Annotated in this window: 12 protein-coding genes and 2 pseudogenes; 9 read left to right on the top strand and 5 right to left on the bottom strand. The window is 73.9% G+C overall.

Going from position 1 to position 15213, the window contains the following annotated elements:
* Nucleotides 1-51 precede the first annotated feature (51 nt).
* The 3 genes and pseudogenes from GQS09_RS05530 to GQS09_RS05520 all read left to right on the top strand — a co-directional run.
* Nucleotides 52-1257: pseudogene (locus GQS09_RS05530) on the top strand (IS256 family transposase).
* Between the two features lie 20 nt (nucleotides 1258-1277).
* The gene (locus GQS09_RS05525; RefSeq protein WP_165984847.1) at nucleotides 1278-1796 is read left to right on the top strand and encodes an NUDIX domain-containing protein; all 519 of its coding nucleotides are present in this window, start codon (nucleotides 1278-1280) and stop codon (nucleotides 1794-1796) included.
* 65 nt (nucleotides 1797-1861) lie between these two features.
* Nucleotides 1862-2392 (top strand): annotated as a pseudogene (locus GQS09_RS05520) (class I SAM-dependent DNA methyltransferase); the annotation flags it as partial.
* 234 nt (nucleotides 2393-2626) lie between these two features.
* On the opposite strand, the gene GQS09_RS05515 reads toward GQS09_RS05520, so the two are convergent.
* On the bottom strand, nucleotides 2627-3793 hold the full coding sequence (locus GQS09_RS05515) for a helix-turn-helix transcriptional regulator (RefSeq protein WP_165984845.1): 1167 nt from the start codon (nucleotides 3791-3793) through the stop codon (nucleotides 2627-2629).
* 258 nt (nucleotides 3794-4051) lie between these two features.
* Here GQS09_RS05515 and GQS09_RS05510 point away from each other — a divergent pair, with 258 nt between their 5' ends.
* From GQS09_RS05510 to GQS09_RS30270, 5 genes are all read left to right on the top strand, one after another.
* Nucleotides 4052-4333 (top strand): phosphopantetheine-binding protein, encoded by a 282-nt coding sequence (locus tag GQS09_RS05510; protein ID WP_165984867.1) that lies wholly within the window; start codon nucleotides 4052-4054, stop codon nucleotides 4331-4333.
* Nucleotides 4326-5981 (top strand): acyl-CoA ligase (AMP-forming), exosortase A system-associated, encoded by a 1656-nt coding sequence (locus GQS09_RS05505; RefSeq protein WP_165984844.1) that lies wholly within the window; start codon nucleotides 4326-4328, stop codon nucleotides 5979-5981. The genes GQS09_RS05510 and GQS09_RS05505 overlap by 8 nt, the downstream gene beginning before the upstream one ends.
* Nucleotides 5975-6808, top strand: coding sequence for an ABC transporter ATP-binding protein (locus GQS09_RS05500; protein ID WP_165984843.1), 834 nt, complete (start codon nucleotides 5975-5977; stop codon nucleotides 6806-6808). Before GQS09_RS05505 ends, GQS09_RS05500 begins: the two co-directional genes overlap by 7 nt.
* Nucleotides 6798-7643 carry an ABC transporter permease gene (locus GQS09_RS05495; RefSeq protein WP_165984842.1) on the top strand — a complete coding sequence of 282 codons (846 nt, stop codon included), beginning with the start codon at nucleotides 6798-6800 and terminating at the stop codon, nucleotides 7641-7643. The genes GQS09_RS05500 and GQS09_RS05495 overlap by 11 nt, the downstream gene beginning before the upstream one ends.
* 69 nt (nucleotides 7644-7712) lie before the next feature.
* Nucleotides 7713-10505, top strand: coding sequence for a beta-ketoacyl synthase N-terminal-like domain-containing protein (locus GQS09_RS30270; protein ID WP_165984841.1), 2793 nt, complete (start codon nucleotides 7713-7715; stop codon nucleotides 10503-10505).
* Here GQS09_RS30270 and GQS09_RS05485 read toward each other — a convergent pair.
* Nucleotides 10444-11067, bottom strand: a complete 624-nt coding sequence (locus tag GQS09_RS05485) for a TetR/AcrR family transcriptional regulator C-terminal domain-containing protein (RefSeq protein WP_165984866.1) — start codon at nucleotides 11065-11067, stop codon at nucleotides 10444-10446. The genes GQS09_RS30270 and GQS09_RS05485 overlap by 62 nt on opposite strands.
* Nucleotides 11068-11277: 210 nt before the next feature.
* Here GQS09_RS05485 and GQS09_RS05480 point away from each other — a divergent pair, with 210 nt between their 5' ends.
* Nucleotides 11278-11991 carry an NAD(P)-dependent oxidoreductase gene (locus GQS09_RS05480; protein ID WP_165984840.1) on the top strand — a complete coding sequence of 238 codons (714 nt, stop codon included), beginning with the start codon at nucleotides 11278-11280 and terminating at the stop codon, nucleotides 11989-11991.
* Nucleotides 11992-12159: 168 nt separating this feature from the next.
* Here GQS09_RS05480 and GQS09_RS05475 read toward each other — a convergent pair whose 3' ends face one another.
* From GQS09_RS05475 to GQS09_RS05465, 3 genes are read right to left on the bottom strand one after another with little or no spacing between them, the layout of a single operon-like run.
* Complete coding sequence (locus GQS09_RS05475) at nucleotides 12160-12939, bottom strand: thioesterase II family protein (RefSeq protein ID WP_207957497.1); 780 nt, start codon at nucleotides 12937-12939, stop codon at nucleotides 12160-12162.
* A complete protein-coding gene (locus GQS09_RS05470; protein ID WP_165984839.1) occupies nucleotides 12936-14006 on the bottom strand; it encodes an HAD family hydrolase in 1071 nt (356 codons plus the stop codon). The genes GQS09_RS05475 and GQS09_RS05470 overlap by 4 nt, the downstream gene beginning before the upstream one ends.
* Nucleotides 14003-15202, bottom strand: a complete 1200-nt coding sequence (locus GQS09_RS05465; RefSeq protein WP_165984838.1) for an acyl-CoA dehydrogenase family protein — start codon at nucleotides 15200-15202, stop codon at nucleotides 14003-14005. The genes GQS09_RS05470 and GQS09_RS05465 overlap by 4 nt, the downstream gene beginning before the upstream one ends.
* Between the last annotated feature and the right edge of the window lie 11 nt (nucleotides 15203-15213).

Below are 15213 nucleotides of genomic sequence, written 5' to 3'. Positions count from 1 at the left end.
TTGGACGGTTTCCGCAGCCAGACGGGTGATGACAGGCGAGGGGCAGCCCTCTTGCAGTCGACTCCCTCGGTAGCCACGCTCAGGCAGGCAGGTGCGGCCGGACCGCGCAGCGGAGCAAGTCGGGCAGCCCGTGGCATCGCCACCGAGCCGGACGGCCGCAGCCATCGAGCGGTACCGTGGTGGTGTGCCCGTGATCACCGCGGCCGGGGTGGTCGAGGTGAAGGCGCCGAGGGTGAACGACAGCCGGGTCGACGAGGAAACGGGCGAGCGCAAGCGGTTCTCCTCGGCGATCCTCCCGCCGTGGTGCCGCAAGTCACCGAAGATCAGCGAGGTGCTGCCGCTGCTCTACCTGCACGGCCTGTCCTGCGGCGACTTCGTGCCCGCGCTGGAGCAGTTCCTCGGCAGCTCGGCGGGCCTGTCGCCGGCGACGGTCACCCGTCTGACCCAGCAGTGGCAGACCGGCCATCAGGCGTTCGGCGAGCGCGATCTGTCCGGCAGCGACTACGTCTGTGTCTGGGCCGACGGCATCCATCTGCGCATACGCCTGCGGGAGACGAAGTCGTGCGTGCTGGTGCTGATGGGCGTGCGCGCGGACGGCACCAAGGAGCTGATCGCCATGAGCGACGGCTACCGCGAATCAGCCGATTCCTGGGGCGACCTGCCGCGCGACTGCGCCCGCCGCGGCATGCGCGGCCCGGTGCTCGCGGTCGGTGACGGGGCGCGCGGCTTCTGGAAGGCCCTCGGTGAGGTCTTTCCCGAAGCCCGCCATCAGAGGTGCTGGGTTCACAAGATCGCCAATACCCTCGACGCCCTCCCGAAGTCGGCCCAGCCCGGGGCGAAGAAGGCCCTGCAGGAGATCTACCACGCGAGGACCGTGATCACGCGCTACTGGCGGTCGCAGCGTTCGAGAAGACCTACGGCGCGAAGTTCCCCAAGGCCGTCAAGAAGATCACCGACGACGTGGACGAGCTGCTGGCCTTCTACGACTTTCCCGCCGAGCACTGGATCCACCAGCGCACCACGAATCCCATCGAGCCGACGTTCGCCACCGTGCGGCTGCGGACGAAGGTCACCAAGGGCGCCGGCAGCGCGGCCGCCGCCTTGGCCATGGTCTTCAAGCCGGTGGAATCCGCTCAGGCTCGCTGGCGAGCCGTCAACGCACCCCACCTCGTCGTCCTCGTCCGCGCCGGAGCCCGCTTCGAACGCGGCCACCTCGTCGAACGCCCCGACGAAGACCCCGTCCCCACTGCTGCTTGATCCCTTCACGGAGCGAAACCATGAACGACGTCGCTGGGAATGGCGCCGACTTCGCCGCATCCATCAACGGTCAGGAATGGCACGTTGCCTGGTATCCGCCTCCTGACCCACCGTCGGGTACGCCACACGGCGCGGAGGCGGTGTGCGCCGCCGGCGATCGGATCGTCGTGGTCAGCCCAGACGGACAGCGGTGGGGTCTGCCCGCCGGTCGCCCGGAGCGGGGTGAGCAGTGGGTCGACACGATGCGCCGCGAGGTCCGTGAGGAAGCCTGCGCCGAGGTGGTGGATTGCCGGCTCCTCGGGTTCAGCCGGGGCCTCTGCGTGCGAGGTCCCCAGGAAGGGCTGGTGCTGGTCCGGTCGATGTGGGGAGCAGAGGTGCGTCTGGCTCCATGGGACCCACGCTTCGAGATGGCCCACCGCCGTCTCCTGCCGGCCGAGGAGGCGTTCCGGTCCCTGGCCATCCCCGACGGCCTTGGCCCCTTCTATCGCCGGCTGTTCGCAGAAGCCGCCATCTCCCGCCCCAACCTCCACGGCCTCTGACCATCAGATCACTCATGCGACCAACGCAATAAAAGATCTTGATCCACAGGACTTGACCATTCCTCCTCCTCGGGGACAGCCCGAAGAGTGTGCTGGAACTCGGGTGCGGCACCGGCCGGGCGCTGGCCTACCTCGCTCAGCAGGGCATCGAGGCGACAGGAATCGACATCTCTCCGGTGATGGTGAAGCGCACCGCCGAGACGTGGGGGCCGCTGGGTGTCCGCTTCATCTGTGCGGAGGTGATCGAGCACCTGGAGAGCGACGCCACCACCTCTGACGCGATCTACTCCATGTTCGGCGCTGCGTGGTTCGCCGACCCCGCCCGGCTCTTCCCCCTGGTCGCACGGCGCCTGTACCCGGGCGGAGTCTTCGTGTTCTCCCAACCCCCGGCCATCCCCGGTGCCTATGGACCGCAGGGCATGTACAAGGGCGGCTTCGCCGGACCCGCGATGTTCACCTACCGCTACAGCTACACCCCTGACGCATGGGAGGACTTCCTGTCCGCCGCCGGGCTCACCGACCCTCATGTCCGGGTGCTGGACGCGCCCAGGCCCAGCCACATCGGCACACTGATCGGCACTGCGCAGCGTCGCTGACCGCCCCACCTGGCCCCGTCCGTGCGCTGCCCACGTGGTGTGCGGAAGGGGCTCTGTTGTGCCCGCTGAGCTGTGGGCATGCTCAGAACCGGTAGTCAGGAGTGTTGGGGTCGGCAAGGACCGCCCGGTCGCAGACGTGTTGCCAGGGGGTGGGGGCCCGGAACGGCCGCGCACCTCACCTCGCCGCGGTCGTGCGGTGGGGTGCGGTGCGCGGCCGTTCCGGTCCGTGGCGTGTCATGCGCTCCGCGCGGTCGCGACCGCGGGTGCGGGCGCGGAGGGGCTGATGGTGAACCGGCCGGCCGCCTGCACACCCGCCTGGAAGCGGCTGACCGCGTCCAGGTCACGCAGCAGGCTCGCGATGTGCCGCCGGCAGGTCCGCACCGACATGCCCAGCCGCCGCGCCACCACTTCGTCGGTCAGGCCCTGTGCCATCAGCCGGGCGATGGCCTGCTGGAGATCGTCCGCCGCGGCGGCGTAGCCGGGCTCCGAGGAGGTGAACGGCGTGCCGGTCTCCCACAGCTGGTCGAACAGGTCGGTCAGGAAGCGGACCATGCCCCGGTCCTGGACCCGGCGGGCGGTCGGCTGCCCGTCCGGGCCGGGCGGCAGGTCCACCACCACGGCGAGGGTGTCGTCGAAGACCACCGTCGCCTGCGGCACCCTGCTGAGGGTGCGCACCCGGGCGCCGTTCTCCACCAGCCGTTTGGCCCGCGCCCGGTCGGCGAACCCGGTCCGGCTGCGGTGCGGGCACACGACGCGCACCGCCACGTCCCGGTCCAGCACCCCGTAGCAGGGGGCCAGCAGCTGCTCCAGCAGGTCTTCCCGTTCGTGGCCCGGCTGGAGCACCAGCAGCTCCTTGCGGCAGACCTCGGCGGCCAGGGTGAACAGGCCGCGGATCTCCGCCGTGCCGTGCAGGCCGTCGATCGCCCCGGCGGGCCCCTCCCCGCCGGCCCCGGGGGAGGGGTCGGTGACGGCGGTGATGCGGGCGCGCAGCCGGTCCACCAGGTCCCGCTGCCGGAAGATCTCCCGCTCCACGGGTGCCACGAGCCGTGCCTCCGCGTCCTGAGGGCTCGCCGGCACCAGCCGCCCGCCCGCCGTGTCGTCGGTGCGCAGCAGGCCCAGCTCGACCAGCCGTCCCGCGGTGAGGAACAGTTCGGGCAGGGACACCCCCAGCTCCGCGGCGGCGGGCTCCAGCGCGCCGATGCCGCCGTGGCGGACGGCGTAGCGGTAGAGGGCGCCCGCGCGGTCGTCCGGGCCGTCCGCGGCCACGGCGGGACCAGCGGCACCTGCGCGGCCGCGGCCGTCCAGGGCCGGCGCGAGCGCGACCTGCGGCAGCGAGGGCTGCGGGAGGGCGGACTGCGAAAGGGCGGACTGCGACCGGGCGGGCGGGGCGACCGTCGACATGTTTCCTCCGAAGCCTGGTTCCGTTCCGTGGGCTCAGCGTCCCGCCACCGTTCCAGACCGCCTTATCGGCTCACTACCCGGGCGCTACCGGCCCGCTACCGCCGCACTCTCCGCCCGCTACCGCGCCCGTGATAGCGGCATGAGGCCGCTTCAGGAGCGGCCCCTGCTGGACTCGCAGCACCGGGGCGGGCACGCGCCGCCGCCCGCCCCCGCCGCTGCCCGGCGCCACGACACGCTACCGACAAGGGACTGGTGACGATGGACATCCCGCGCACGTTCCGCACGACGCTGCTGGCCCACCTGCCCGTCGCGTCCGGGGACGACTTCGCCCCGGGCGACGACCTGTCCGCGCTCGGCCTCGACTCGATGGGGGTGGTGCAGCTCCTCACCGACCTGGAGGAGACCTACGGCCTGGAGCTGCCCGACGAGCTGATCACCGAGGAGACCTTCGAGACGGTCGGCTCGCTGTGGGAGGCCGTCGGCCCGCTGATCCCCGCCGAGCGGCTCACCGGGGCCGAGGTCGTCGAAGCCGATGTGTGAGCAGCCGCCCCGCCGCCTGGACCAGCTCACCGCCTGCGGCGAGCCCGGCCGGCCCGCGGTGACCTTCCGCTCCGAGACCCTGACCTACCGGGAGCTGGCCGACCGGGTGTCCCGCGTCGCGCACGGCCTGCACGGGCTCGGCGTCCGGCGCGGCGACCGGGTCGCCGTCTGGGCGGAGAAGCGGATCGAGACCGTGGTCGCGCTGCTGGCCGTCGCCGCGGCCGGCGGTGTGCTGGTTCCCCTCAATCCCGTCTACCGGTCCCGCCAGGTGCGGCACGTCCTCGCCGACTGCGCCCCGCGCGTGGTCCTCACGACCGAGGAGCGGCGCGCCGGTGTGCTCGGCGCCCTGGCCCCGGAGAGCTCCGTCGCCCATGTGGTGTCCTTCGGCAGCGCCGGCTGGCATGCCCTGGAGGGCACCGAGCCGCCGTTCCCCGGCGCACCCGTGCCCGGTGCCGGGGACGTCATCGACGACGATGTGGCCGCCATCCTCTACACCTCCGGTTCCACCGGCCGGCCCAAGGGCGTGGTGCTCTCCCACCGCAACCTGCTGGCCGGTGCCGCCAGCGTGGCCGGATACCTGGGCCACACCCGCGACGACGTGGTGCTGGCCGTGCTGCCGCTGAGTTTCGACGCCGGCTTCAGCCAGCTCACCACCGCTCTGGTGGCCGGCGCCCATGTGGTGCTGGTCAACTACCTGCGCGCCCGCGAGGTGGTGCGGCTGTGCGCCCGGCACCGGGTCACCGGCCTGACCTGCGTACCGCCGCTGTGGCTGCAACTGGCCGAGCAGGACTGGCCCGCGGAGTCCACGGCCGCGCTGCGGTACTTCGCCAACACCGGCGGCCGGATGCCCCGGACCACCCTGGCCGCGCTGCGGGACATCTTCCCGGCCGCCGACCCGTATCTGATGTACGGGCTGACCGAGGCGTTCCGCTCCACGTACCTCGACCCGGCCGAGGCGGGGCGGCGCCCGGACTCCATCGGCAGGGCCGTCCCCAACGCCGAGGTGCTGGTCGTCCGCCCGGACGGCACGCCCTGCGCGCCCGGTGAGCACGGCGAACTCGTGCACCGCGGCGCGCTGGTGGCCCTCGGCTACTGGAACGACCCCGAGCGCACCGCGCAGCGCTTCCGCCCGGCGCCCGGCCGGCCGCCCACCGGGCGGCCCGAGATCGCCGTGTGGTCGGGCGACACCGTCTACCGGGACGAGGAGGGTTTCCTCTACTTCGTCGGCCGCGACGACGAGATGATCAAGACCTCCGGCTACCGGGTGAGCCCCACGGAGATCGAGGAGGCCGCGTACGCCACCGGGCTGGCCGCCGAGGCCGTGGCCTTCGGAGTCGAGGACCCGCGGCTCGGCAGCCACATCGTGCTGGCGGCCAGGCCCGCCGATGCCGCGGGGGCCTCGGCCGAGAATCTGTCCCGCGCCCTGGCCCGGGAGCTGCCCGCCTACATGATGCCGCGGCGCATCGAGCTGCTGCCGCGGCTGCCCCGCACGGCCAACGGCAAGTTCGACCGGGTCGGACTGCGCGAGACCCTGCGGCGGGCCGCCCCGCCCGCCCCGCCCGACCCGTCCGCCCGGCCCGCCGAACCGGCGCCGCCGGCCGGGCACCCGGAGCACACGCAGAAAGCGGAGGAGGAACTGCCGTGCTAGAGGCAGTCGGACTCACCAAACGCTACGACGACATCCAGGCCCTGGACGGCTTCACCCTGAGCGTCGCGGCCGGCGAGATCGTCGGCCTGGTCGGCCACAACGGCGCCGGCAAGACGACGTTCGTGGAGATGGTCTCCGGGCTGCTGAAGCCCGACAGCGGCACCGTGCTCGTGGACGGCCGCCCGCCGTCCGAGGCGCGCGGCATCATCGGCATCTCGCCCCAGCACATCGCCCTCTACCGGCCCCTGACCGTGCGTGAGCACCTCGAACTGTACGGCAGCCTGGCCGGGCTGCGCCGCGCCGCCCTGCGCAACGCGGTCGAGGAGCTCGCCGTCGCGCTGCACCTCACCGCCTTCCTGGACCGCCGCGCCGGGTTCCTCTCCGGCGGCCAGCAGCGCCGCACCCAGGCCGGGGCCGCGCTCATCCACCGGCCGTCCCTGCTGCTGCTGGACGAGCCGACGGCCGGTGCCGACCCGGAGACCCGGCAGGCGCTGCTGGACGTGGTCAAGCAGCGGGCCGGGGAGGGCGCCGCCGTCGTCTACACCACCCACTACCTCACCGAGCTGATGGACCTCCGGGCCACCCTGGCGGTGGCCGCCAAGGGCCGGGTCATCGCCCGCGGCACCAGCGCCGAACTGCTGGAGGGCCTGCCGGGCGAGGTCCGGGTCACCGCGGCCGGCCAGGAGCTGCACGCGTCCACCACCGACCCCACCGGGTCCCTGCTCGACCTGCTGCGCACGGCCCCCCGGCCGGTGGAGTCCGTCGAGCTGCGCAAGCCCACCCTGGACGACCTCTACCACTCCCTGGCGGTCACCGATGGCGTCTGACACCCTTCTCGCCCCTTCCGCGCCCTCCGGCGCCCCCGGCCCCGCGGCCGGCGGCGCGGCACCGGCGGGCGTCCGCACCCGGCTCGCCGACTCCCTGCACCGCACCCTCGCGCTGATCCACTACAACCTGCTGCTGCGGCTGCGCGACCCCTCACAGCTCATCAGCTACCTGGTCACGCCGATGGTGTTCATGCTGATGCTCCAGCCGCTGTACCGGGAGGCGCTGGACGCCGGCACCCAGTGGGCGGTGACCGGCCAGCTCGTGATGTTCTCGGTCTTCGCCATGGCCATCGTCGGCCACTCGATCTTCGTGGAGCGGGAGTGGCGCACCTGGGACCGGCTGCGCGCCAGCCGCGCCGCCCGCGCCGAACTCCTCCTCGGCAAGGGCGTGCCGGTCTTCCTGGTGCTGCTCTTCCAGCAGGCCGTGCTGATGCTCTACGGCATTCTCGTCATCGGCATGGACATCCCGCCCAGCATCCCGCTGCTCTGCCTGGCCATGTCGGTCTGGGGCTTCACGCTGCTGGCCATGGGCGCCGCCCTGGCCACGCTGGTGCGCAGCCGCGGCGACCTGATCGTGGCGAGCGATGTCGGGGCCATCCTGGTCAGCACCATCGGCGGGACCTTCCTGCCGGTGGACCTGATGCCGGGCTGGGCCCAGGCGCTCGCGCCCTTCTCGCCGGGCTACTGGGGGCTGCTGGTGCTGCGCGCCGCCGTCGAGGGCGATGCCGCCGCCATGCTCCGGCCCACGCTTGTCTGCCTCGCCATCGCCGTCGTCTTCGGCGCCGTCGCCACCTACCGCCTCGCCCACGGGTGGGGCCGCAGCCATCTGGTCTGACCGCCGCGCCCTCGTGGGGGGAGGGAAGCCGGACGGCCGGAGCATTCCTCGGACACTGAGGTGACGCCCATGATCCCGGAAGCGGAAACGCACTCCAGCGACTCCACCGACCTCTCAGACTCCACCGACTTCGCCACGGACTCGGCCACGGACTCGGCCACGGACTCGGCCACGGACCGCGGTGCGGATTCCGGTGCGGATTCCGCCATTGCGCTGGTCGGCATGTCCGGCCGCTTCCCCGGCGCCCGCGACACGGAGACCCTCTGGCGCCACCTGCTGTCCGGCATCGACGGCCTGCGCCCGGTCACCGACGCCGAGTCGGCCGCCGCCGGAGTCCCCGCGGACCGGCCCGGATACGTCCCCGTCGGCGGCCCGGTCGAGGGCCTGGAGGAGTTCGACGCCACCGCCTTCGGTCTCACCGACCGGGAGGCCGACACCATGGAGCCGCACCACCGGCTGCTGCTGGAGTGCGCCTGGGAGGCGCTGGAACGGGCCGGCTACCCGCCCGCCGATCCCGGCTTCCCCGTCGGTGTCTTCGCCGGTGCGGCCTTCCCCGACTACCTGCTGCGCAACGTCCCGGACCTGGGCGGCGAACCCGGCGGCAAGGCGCTGCTCGCCTCCGGTGTCGAGCGGGACTCCCTCACCTCGCTCATCTCCTACAAGCTGGGCCTCAGCGGCCCCAGCCTGACCGTCCAGACGTACTGTTCGACCTCGCTGGTGGCCGTGCACCTGGCCTGCCAGAGCCTGCTCACCTACGAGTGCGACATGGCCCTGGCCGGGGGCGCGTTCCTGCCGCTGCCGCAGCCGGCCGGCTACCAGTGGGAGGAGGGCTCCATCCTCTCCCCGGACGGCCGGGTGCGCAGCCTGGACGCCGCCGCCAACGGCACCGTCATGGGCTCGGGCGCCGCCGTCGTCGCGCTCAAGCGCCTGTCCGACGCCCTGGCCGACGGCGACACGGTGCACGCGGTGATCCTGGGCACGGCGGTCAACAACGACGGGCGGGAGCGCGCCGGTTACGCCGCGCCCGGGGTCACCGGCCAGGCCGCCGCCATCGAGACCGCGCTGTCCGTCTCCGGCGTCAAACCCGAGTCCATCGGCTATGTGGAGTGCCACGCCGTCGGCACCCCGCTCGGCGACTCGATCGAACTCGCCGCGCTGTCCCGCGTCTTCACCTCCGCACGCACCGAGCCGTGCGTGCTGGGCACACTCAAGCCCCGCATCGGCCACCTGGACCGGGCCTCCGGCGTCACGGGCCTGATCCACGCCGCGCTCGCCCTGCGCGAGGCCGTCCTGCCCGCCACGGCGGGCTTCACCGCCCCCAACCCGGCCCTGGCCACGGCCACCGACCGGTTCACCGTGCTGACCTCCCCGCGGCCCTGGCCGTCCGGACCGGAACCGCGCCGGGCGGGCGTCAGCTCCTTCGGCGTCGGCGGCACCAACGCCCACGTCGTCCTCCAGGAGCCCCCGGCCCCGCCCGCGGGCGCCGGCCGCCCCGGGCCGCACCTGCTGACCCTCTCCGCCGCCACCCCCGCCGCCCTGGACGATCTCACCGGGCGGCTCCGCGCCCACCTGGCCGGCGACCTCGGACGGTCCCAGTCCCTCGCCGACATCGCCCACACCCTCCAGGTCTCCCGGGGCCGTTTCCCGCTGCGCCGCGCGGTGGTCGTCACCGACCACGCGGACGCGCTGGCCGCGCTGGCCGACCCGGAGCGCCGGCTGGACGGCGAGACCGCGCGCCGCGACCCCCGGGTCCGTCTCACCGGCCCGGGGGCCGCCGCGCTCGCCTCCGGCCTGGCCCGCCTCGGTGTCCTCCTGGCGGCCGAGGGCGAGCACGCCGACCTGGAACTCACCGCCGAGGACGGCCTGGTGCCCGCCCTCGCCCGTCTCTGGCTGGCCGGGGCCACCATCGACTGGCCCGCCCTGCACGGCCATGAGGGCCGTCGCGTTCCCCTCCCCGCCTACCCCTTCCAGCGCACCCGCCACTGGATCGACCCCCGCCCCGGCACCGGCGGCGCGCCGTCGTCCCCCGTGCCGCCCGATCTGGACCACCGGCTCCGCCTCGCCTCACCCTGGCTGGTCCTGGCCGCCGACGAGGACGGCGAGGCGCTCGTGGACCGCCTCTTCCGGGCCGGGGCCGAGGTCACCGCCGCCCGCCCCGGGCCGCGCCTCGCCCTGCTGGACTCGGGGGACCTCACCTTCCGCGACCCGTCCCAGCTCCCCTCCCTGCCGGACGCGCTGGTCGCCGCGCCGAGGACCGTCGTGCACGCCCTGGGCCTGGCCTCGCCGGAGGACGCCGCCTCGGCCGCCGCGTTCGCCGCGGCACTGTCCGCACACCCGCACCTGCCCGACGCCGACACCGTCGTCCTCACCCCCGCGGGGGCCGCACCGCCCCCGGCCGCCCCCGGCCTGCGCCACCATCCCGTCCCGCCGTCCGCCTCCCCGGACCTCACCCTGGCCGGGCTCCTCGCCCCCGACCCCCGCGCCGGCACCGACGCCTCCACCCCCACCTCCACCCCCACCTCCACCCCCACCTCCACCGCCCCGGGCACCGTCCGCCCCCGCCCCTCCCTGGGCACCCCCTACGCCGAACCGGCGGAGGGCATGCAGCGCATCCTCGCCGAAGCCCTCGCCGAGGGCCTGGGCGTGGAACGGGTCGGCGCCGACGACAGCTTCTTCGAACTGGGCGGACGGTCCGCCCAGGCCGTCCGCATCGCCGACCGCCTCAGCCGCACCCTCGGCATCCCCCTCCCCGCCACCGCCCTCCTGGAACATCCCACCCTCCGTGCCCTGCACGCCGCCCTCACCCGGCCCGGCGGCGCCCTGCACCCGGGTCCTCGTCCGGGTGCAGGGCACCGAGGATGAGGCCGAGACCGAAGGCGAACTCGTCTGCGTAGTCGTAGCCGGGCTTCAGGGCGTGCTCGGTGACGAGCTCGGTGAGGTGGGGGTAGGCGTCGGCCGGCAGGTCGCGGAGCATGGCGCCCGCGACCTCGTCCAGCTCGGCCGCGCCGCGGAACGGCAGGCTCAGCTCCTGGATCACGAAGCCGTAGAGGTAGCTGTCGACGAGGGAGACGGCGTGCGCGGCCATCGGGACGGAGAACCCGCCGGCGCGCAGCGCGCCGAGGACGGCGTCGTGGTGGCGCAGGGTCGCCGGGCCGGGCCGGGCGCGGGAGTCCAGCAGGGGCACCGCCCACGGATGGCGCCGCAGCACCTCGCGGGCGGATTCCGCGCGGTGCCGCATGGCGCTGCGCCAGTCCGTGCCGTGCGGCGGCAGGTCGATCTCGCCGAAGACCGCGTCCACCATGCCGTCGAGGACGTCCTCCCGGCCGGCGACATGGTGGTAGAGCGACATCGACTCGACGCCCAGCGGTTCGGCGATGGCCCGCATGGTGAGCGCGGCCGTGCCCTTCGCGTCCGCCACCGCCATTGCCGTGCGGATCACCAGCTCACGGCTGAGCGGCCGGCGTGCCGGCGCCCCGGCCCCGCCCTTGCCCGTCCCCCCGCCCTTGCCCGTCCCCCTGCCCTTGCCTGCCTCGGGCATCCGCCGCCTCCTACCGTCTTCCCTTGACTGGCCTTATGGCATAAGCCTACATTGCCTTATGGCATAAGGCTGATATTGCGGCGAAAGGGCTGCGTCATGGGCACGGACCGGGTGAAAAGGGTCTGCATCATCGGGGCTTCGGGGAAGCTCGGGCAGTACATGGTCCGGCACGCGCTGGAACGCGGCTACGACGTGGTCGGCGTGTGCCGCGAGCGCAGTGTGCCGAAGCTCGCCGCCTTCGGCGACAGGATCACCGTCGTCCCCGGACCCACGAACGACCCGGAGGTCATCCGGCGGGCGGTCGACGGGTGCGACGGCGTGCTGACGGTGCTGGTGCCCTGGGGCGTGCAGCAGTACGCGTCGGGCACGGCGCAGGCGGTGCTCGACCACGCACGGCCCGGCGCGCGCCTGGTCTTCTCCTGCGGGTGGCACATCACCCGGGACGGCAAGGACAGGTACTCGCGGAGGTTCACCGCGGGCGTCCGGATCGCCGCCCTGCTGGGCAGGCTGGTCCGCGCCGTCGAGATCGACGACCAGGTGGAGGCGTGCCGCCGCGTGTTCGCCAGCGACACCCGGTGGACGGTGGTGCGCGGCAGCACCCTGGAGGAGGGCGAGAGCCAGGGCCTGCCGGTGTGGAGCCGGCACGTGGGCGACCCGGTCCTGGCCAGCGACCTGACGCGCCGGGTGGACTTCGCCCTGTTCATGGTCGAGGCGCTCACCGACGACACCCTCGTCCACGAGGCCCCGGCGATCGTCGGCTGCCGCACCCCCAGCGCCCTCGCCCACGCCGCCGGCCCCGGCCCCGTTTAGAAGCGCCCCCGGGCGGCACCGCCTTCCCCGGCGCCCGGCTCCGCCCGGTGCCCGGCCGGCCGGAGAGCCACCTCCACCGCCTGGTCCGGGGCGCATTCGTGGCCGGAGCGCTCGGTCCACCCGCCGCCGTGAAAGGACGGGCGGCCCCGGGACGACGGGGCCGCTCACTCAGGCGGGGCGCAGGGCGGTGGTGAGGTGGCGGAGGGTGGTGTCGGACTGTTCCAGGACGGCGAAGTGGCCTCCGATGAGGGTGTGGAGCCGGAACCGGCCGATGGTCTGGTCCCGCCAGGCGGCGAGCGAGGGGGCGGGGGCGCGGGCGTCGGCGGTGGCGGCGATGGCGGTCAGCGGGATGGCCAGGGGCTGCTCGGGCCGGTAGCGGTAGCTGTTGCGGACGGTGAGGTCGGCGCGGATGGCGGGCAGAATCAGGCGCAGCACCCGCGGGTCGGACAGGTACAGCTCCGGCGTGCCGCCCAGGCTGCGCAGCAGGGAGACGATCTGCGCGTCGGACAGGTCGTCGGCCGGGTCCTCGACCGCCTGCGGGGCAGAGCAGCCGGAGACGATCAGGTGCTCCGGCTGCGGGCCGCCGCGCCGGCGGAGCTCGCGGGCGAGCTCGAAGCCGACCAGGGCGCCCAGGCTGTGCCCGTAGAGCGCGTAAGGGCGGGGATCGGCGCTCGCCTCGGCCAGGACGACGTCGGCCAGGTCGCCGACCAGGGCCGGCATGGTCGGGTGGGTGGGGTCGGAGACGCGGGCGTCCCGCCCCGGGAGCTGGACGGGGCAGACCGCCGCGTCCCCGGCCCGGCCCGTCCAGGAGCGGAACGCGGAGGCGGAGCCGCCCGCGTGGGGCAGGCAGTACAGGCGGATGCGGGCGTCCGGATCGACGGGGAAGGGAAGCCAGCGGGAACGCAGGGGACGGGCACGGGCCGGCCCCGCGGTGGCGGCCGTGCTCACCCGGTCACCTCCAGCCGCACATAGGACGGCGCGGGCTGGACCGCGGACAGATCGGCGGCCAGGGTGACCCGGGAGCCGTCCCGGGCGACCTCCCGGAAACCGCTGAACGCGTAGGTGATCTGCATCATCCGGTTCCGGCCGGTCTCCACGAAGTCGGCCAGCAGCCCCGCACCCGCGTCCCGGGCGCGCTCCATCAGATGCCCGAGGAGCACCGTGCCGACGCCCCGGGACATCACCCGGCAGGACATGAGCAGCATGTTGAGGTGCCAGTCCGGGGAGCCCTTCTCGACCAGGGCCAGGCCGATCTTGCCGTAGGAGCCGAAACGGTCGGTGAGGGAGGCGACCAGCAGCAGGTGGTCGGGTGAGCCGCGGAGGGCGTCCAGTTCGTCGTAGGAGTAGGTGCGGCCGGTGGAGTTGAGCTGGTTGGTGCGGACGGTCAGCTCCTCGGCGCGCTGCAGGTCCTCGCGCTGTGCCGGGGCGATGGTGAAGGTCATGTCCAGGCCGGCCAGGAACTCCTCGTCCGTGCCGGTGAAGTCGGAGCGCACCTCGTCGCGGGCGAGCTGGCTGCGGTACATGGCGCGGCGCTGGGCGGATTCGTCGGTGACGAAGCGGGGCCGGAACTCGGGCCGGACGAGGGTCTCGTCGATGTCGTCCGCGTGGACGCAGGTCACCTCGGGGAGGGCGTGGCCCACCTCGGCCAGCTCGAAGTCCTGGTCGTCGATGAAGGCGAAGGCGTCCAGGCCCAGGTTGAGCCGTTCCGCGATGTGCCGGATGGAGGAGGACTTCGGGTTCCACCCGATCTGCGGGCACAGGAACATGTCGGCCAGGCCGAACCGTTCCAGCGCCGCCATGGCGGTCTCGTGGTCGTTGCGGCTGGCGATGGAGTGCAGCACGCCCATGGCGTCCAGCCGCCGGATGTGCTCGATGACGGCCGGCCGGGGCGCGACGTCGGGGTCCTCCAGCAGGATGCCGTCCCACAGCGTGTGGTCGAGATCCCAGACGATGCACTTGATCCTGCCCTGCACCGGCTTGGCCGGGGCCGACGTGTCGAGCGTGGGGCTGGTCACGGTGTCCACCTCCGATGGGCTTCGGCAGCGATGGTCATCCGCTGGATCTCGTTGCTGCCTTCGATGATTTCCATGACTTTGGAGTCCCGGTAGCAGCGCGCCACCGGGGAGTCGGGCGCGCAGCCGAGCGCGCCGTGGATCTGCACCGCCTCGGACGCGTGCCGGGCCGCGGCGGTGGAGGCGAAGTACTTGGCGATCCAGGTCGCCATGATCGTGGCCGCGTCACCGGCGTCCTTCAGCCGGCCCGCCTCGGCCAGCAGCAGCCGTGCCGCCCGCACGTCCGTCACCATGTCGGTGAGCTTGGCCTGGATGAGCGGCAGGTCGCGCAGCGGCGAGCCGCCGACCGTGCGCCGCGCGGTGTGCGCGGCGCAGGCGTCCAGGCAGGCCTGGATGATGCCGACCGACCCGGCCGCCACGCTGTAGCGGCCCAGGTCGAGCGTGCCGGTGAGCACCATGCCGGAGGCGAAACCGCTGGGCCCGAGCAGGGCGTGGGAGTCCAGCCGGACGTCCGAGAAGGTGATCTCGGCGAGCATGGAGGCGCGGGTGCCGAGCATGCCCTCGATGGGCGTGACGCGCACGCCGGGGGTGCGGCGCGGCACCAGCAGCGCGATGGTCCCGGCCGGGCCCTGCGCGAACACCAGGTACAGGTCCGCGCGCTGCCCGCCCGTGATCCAGGTCTTGGTGCCGTTGAGCAGCCAGCCGCCGCCGTCGGCGGGCACCGCGGTGGTGGCCAGGGCGGCGGTGTCGCTGCCGGCGCCCGGCTCGGAGAGGCAGAACGCGCCGAGCAGCCGGCCCGCCGCCAGGCCGGGGGCCCAGCGGCGGAGCTGCTCGGGCGTGCCCCAGCGGTGCAGGGCCCAGCACACCATGGTGTGCACGGTCAGCAGGCTGCGGGTGGAGGAGCAGCCCCGGCCGATCTCCTCGTGGATCTCGCCGAGGGTCACCATGGCGGTGCCCCTGCCGCCCAGCTCGGGCGGCAGGAACGGCGCCCACAGACCCGCCTCGCCGATCCGGGTCAGCAGCTCCTCCGGCACCACGCCCCGGCGGTCCATCTCCTCGGCGACGGGCACCAGGTGCGCGTCGGTGAAGGCCCGGGCGGAGGCCCGGTCCGGCGCGGGCGGGGTTGCCGGGGCGGCCGGGGCCGCCGGGGCGGTGGCGGCCCCGGCGGCGGGGGCGGGAGCGGTCAACTGGTCCGTCATCGCCGCGGCCT

The sequence above is a fragment of the Streptomyces sp. YIM 98790 genome (assembly GCF_011421595.1).
Taxonomy (GTDB): Bacteria; Actinomycetota; Actinomycetes; order Streptomycetales; family Streptomycetaceae; genus Streptomyces.
This window is presented reverse-complemented; position numbering and strand designations above follow the sequence as displayed.

Coding starts and splice junctions, on each gene's coding strand:
- GQS09_RS05525 (WP_165984847.1), top strand. CDS start 1,278: ATGAACGACGTCGCTGGGAATGGCGCCGACTTCGCCGCATCCATCAAC.
- GQS09_RS05515 (WP_165984845.1), bottom strand. CDS start 3,793: ATGTCGACGGTCGCCCCGCCCGCCCGGTCGCAGTCCGCCCTTTCGCAG.
- GQS09_RS05510 (WP_165984867.1), top strand. CDS start 4,052: ATGGACATCCCGCGCACGTTCCGCACGACGCTGCTGGCCCACCTGCCC.
- GQS09_RS05505 (WP_165984844.1), top strand. CDS start 4,326: ATGTGTGAGCAGCCGCCCCGCCGCCTGGACCAGCTCACCGCCTGCGGC.
- GQS09_RS05495 (WP_165984842.1), top strand. CDS start 6,798: ATGGCGTCTGACACCCTTCTCGCCCCTTCCGCGCCCTCCGGCGCCCCC.
- GQS09_RS30270 (WP_165984841.1), top strand. CDS start 7,713: ATGATCCCGGAAGCGGAAACGCACTCCAGCGACTCCACCGACCTCTCA.
- GQS09_RS05485 (WP_165984866.1), bottom strand. CDS start 11,067: ATGGCGGTGGCGGACGCGAAGGGCACGGCCGCGCTCACCATGCGGGCC.
- GQS09_RS05480 (WP_165984840.1), top strand. CDS start 11,278: ATGGGCACGGACCGGGTGAAAAGGGTCTGCATCATCGGGGCTTCGGGG.
- GQS09_RS05465 (WP_165984838.1), bottom strand. CDS start 15,202: ATGACGGACCAGTTGACCGCTCCCGCCCCCGCCGCCGGGGCCGCCACC.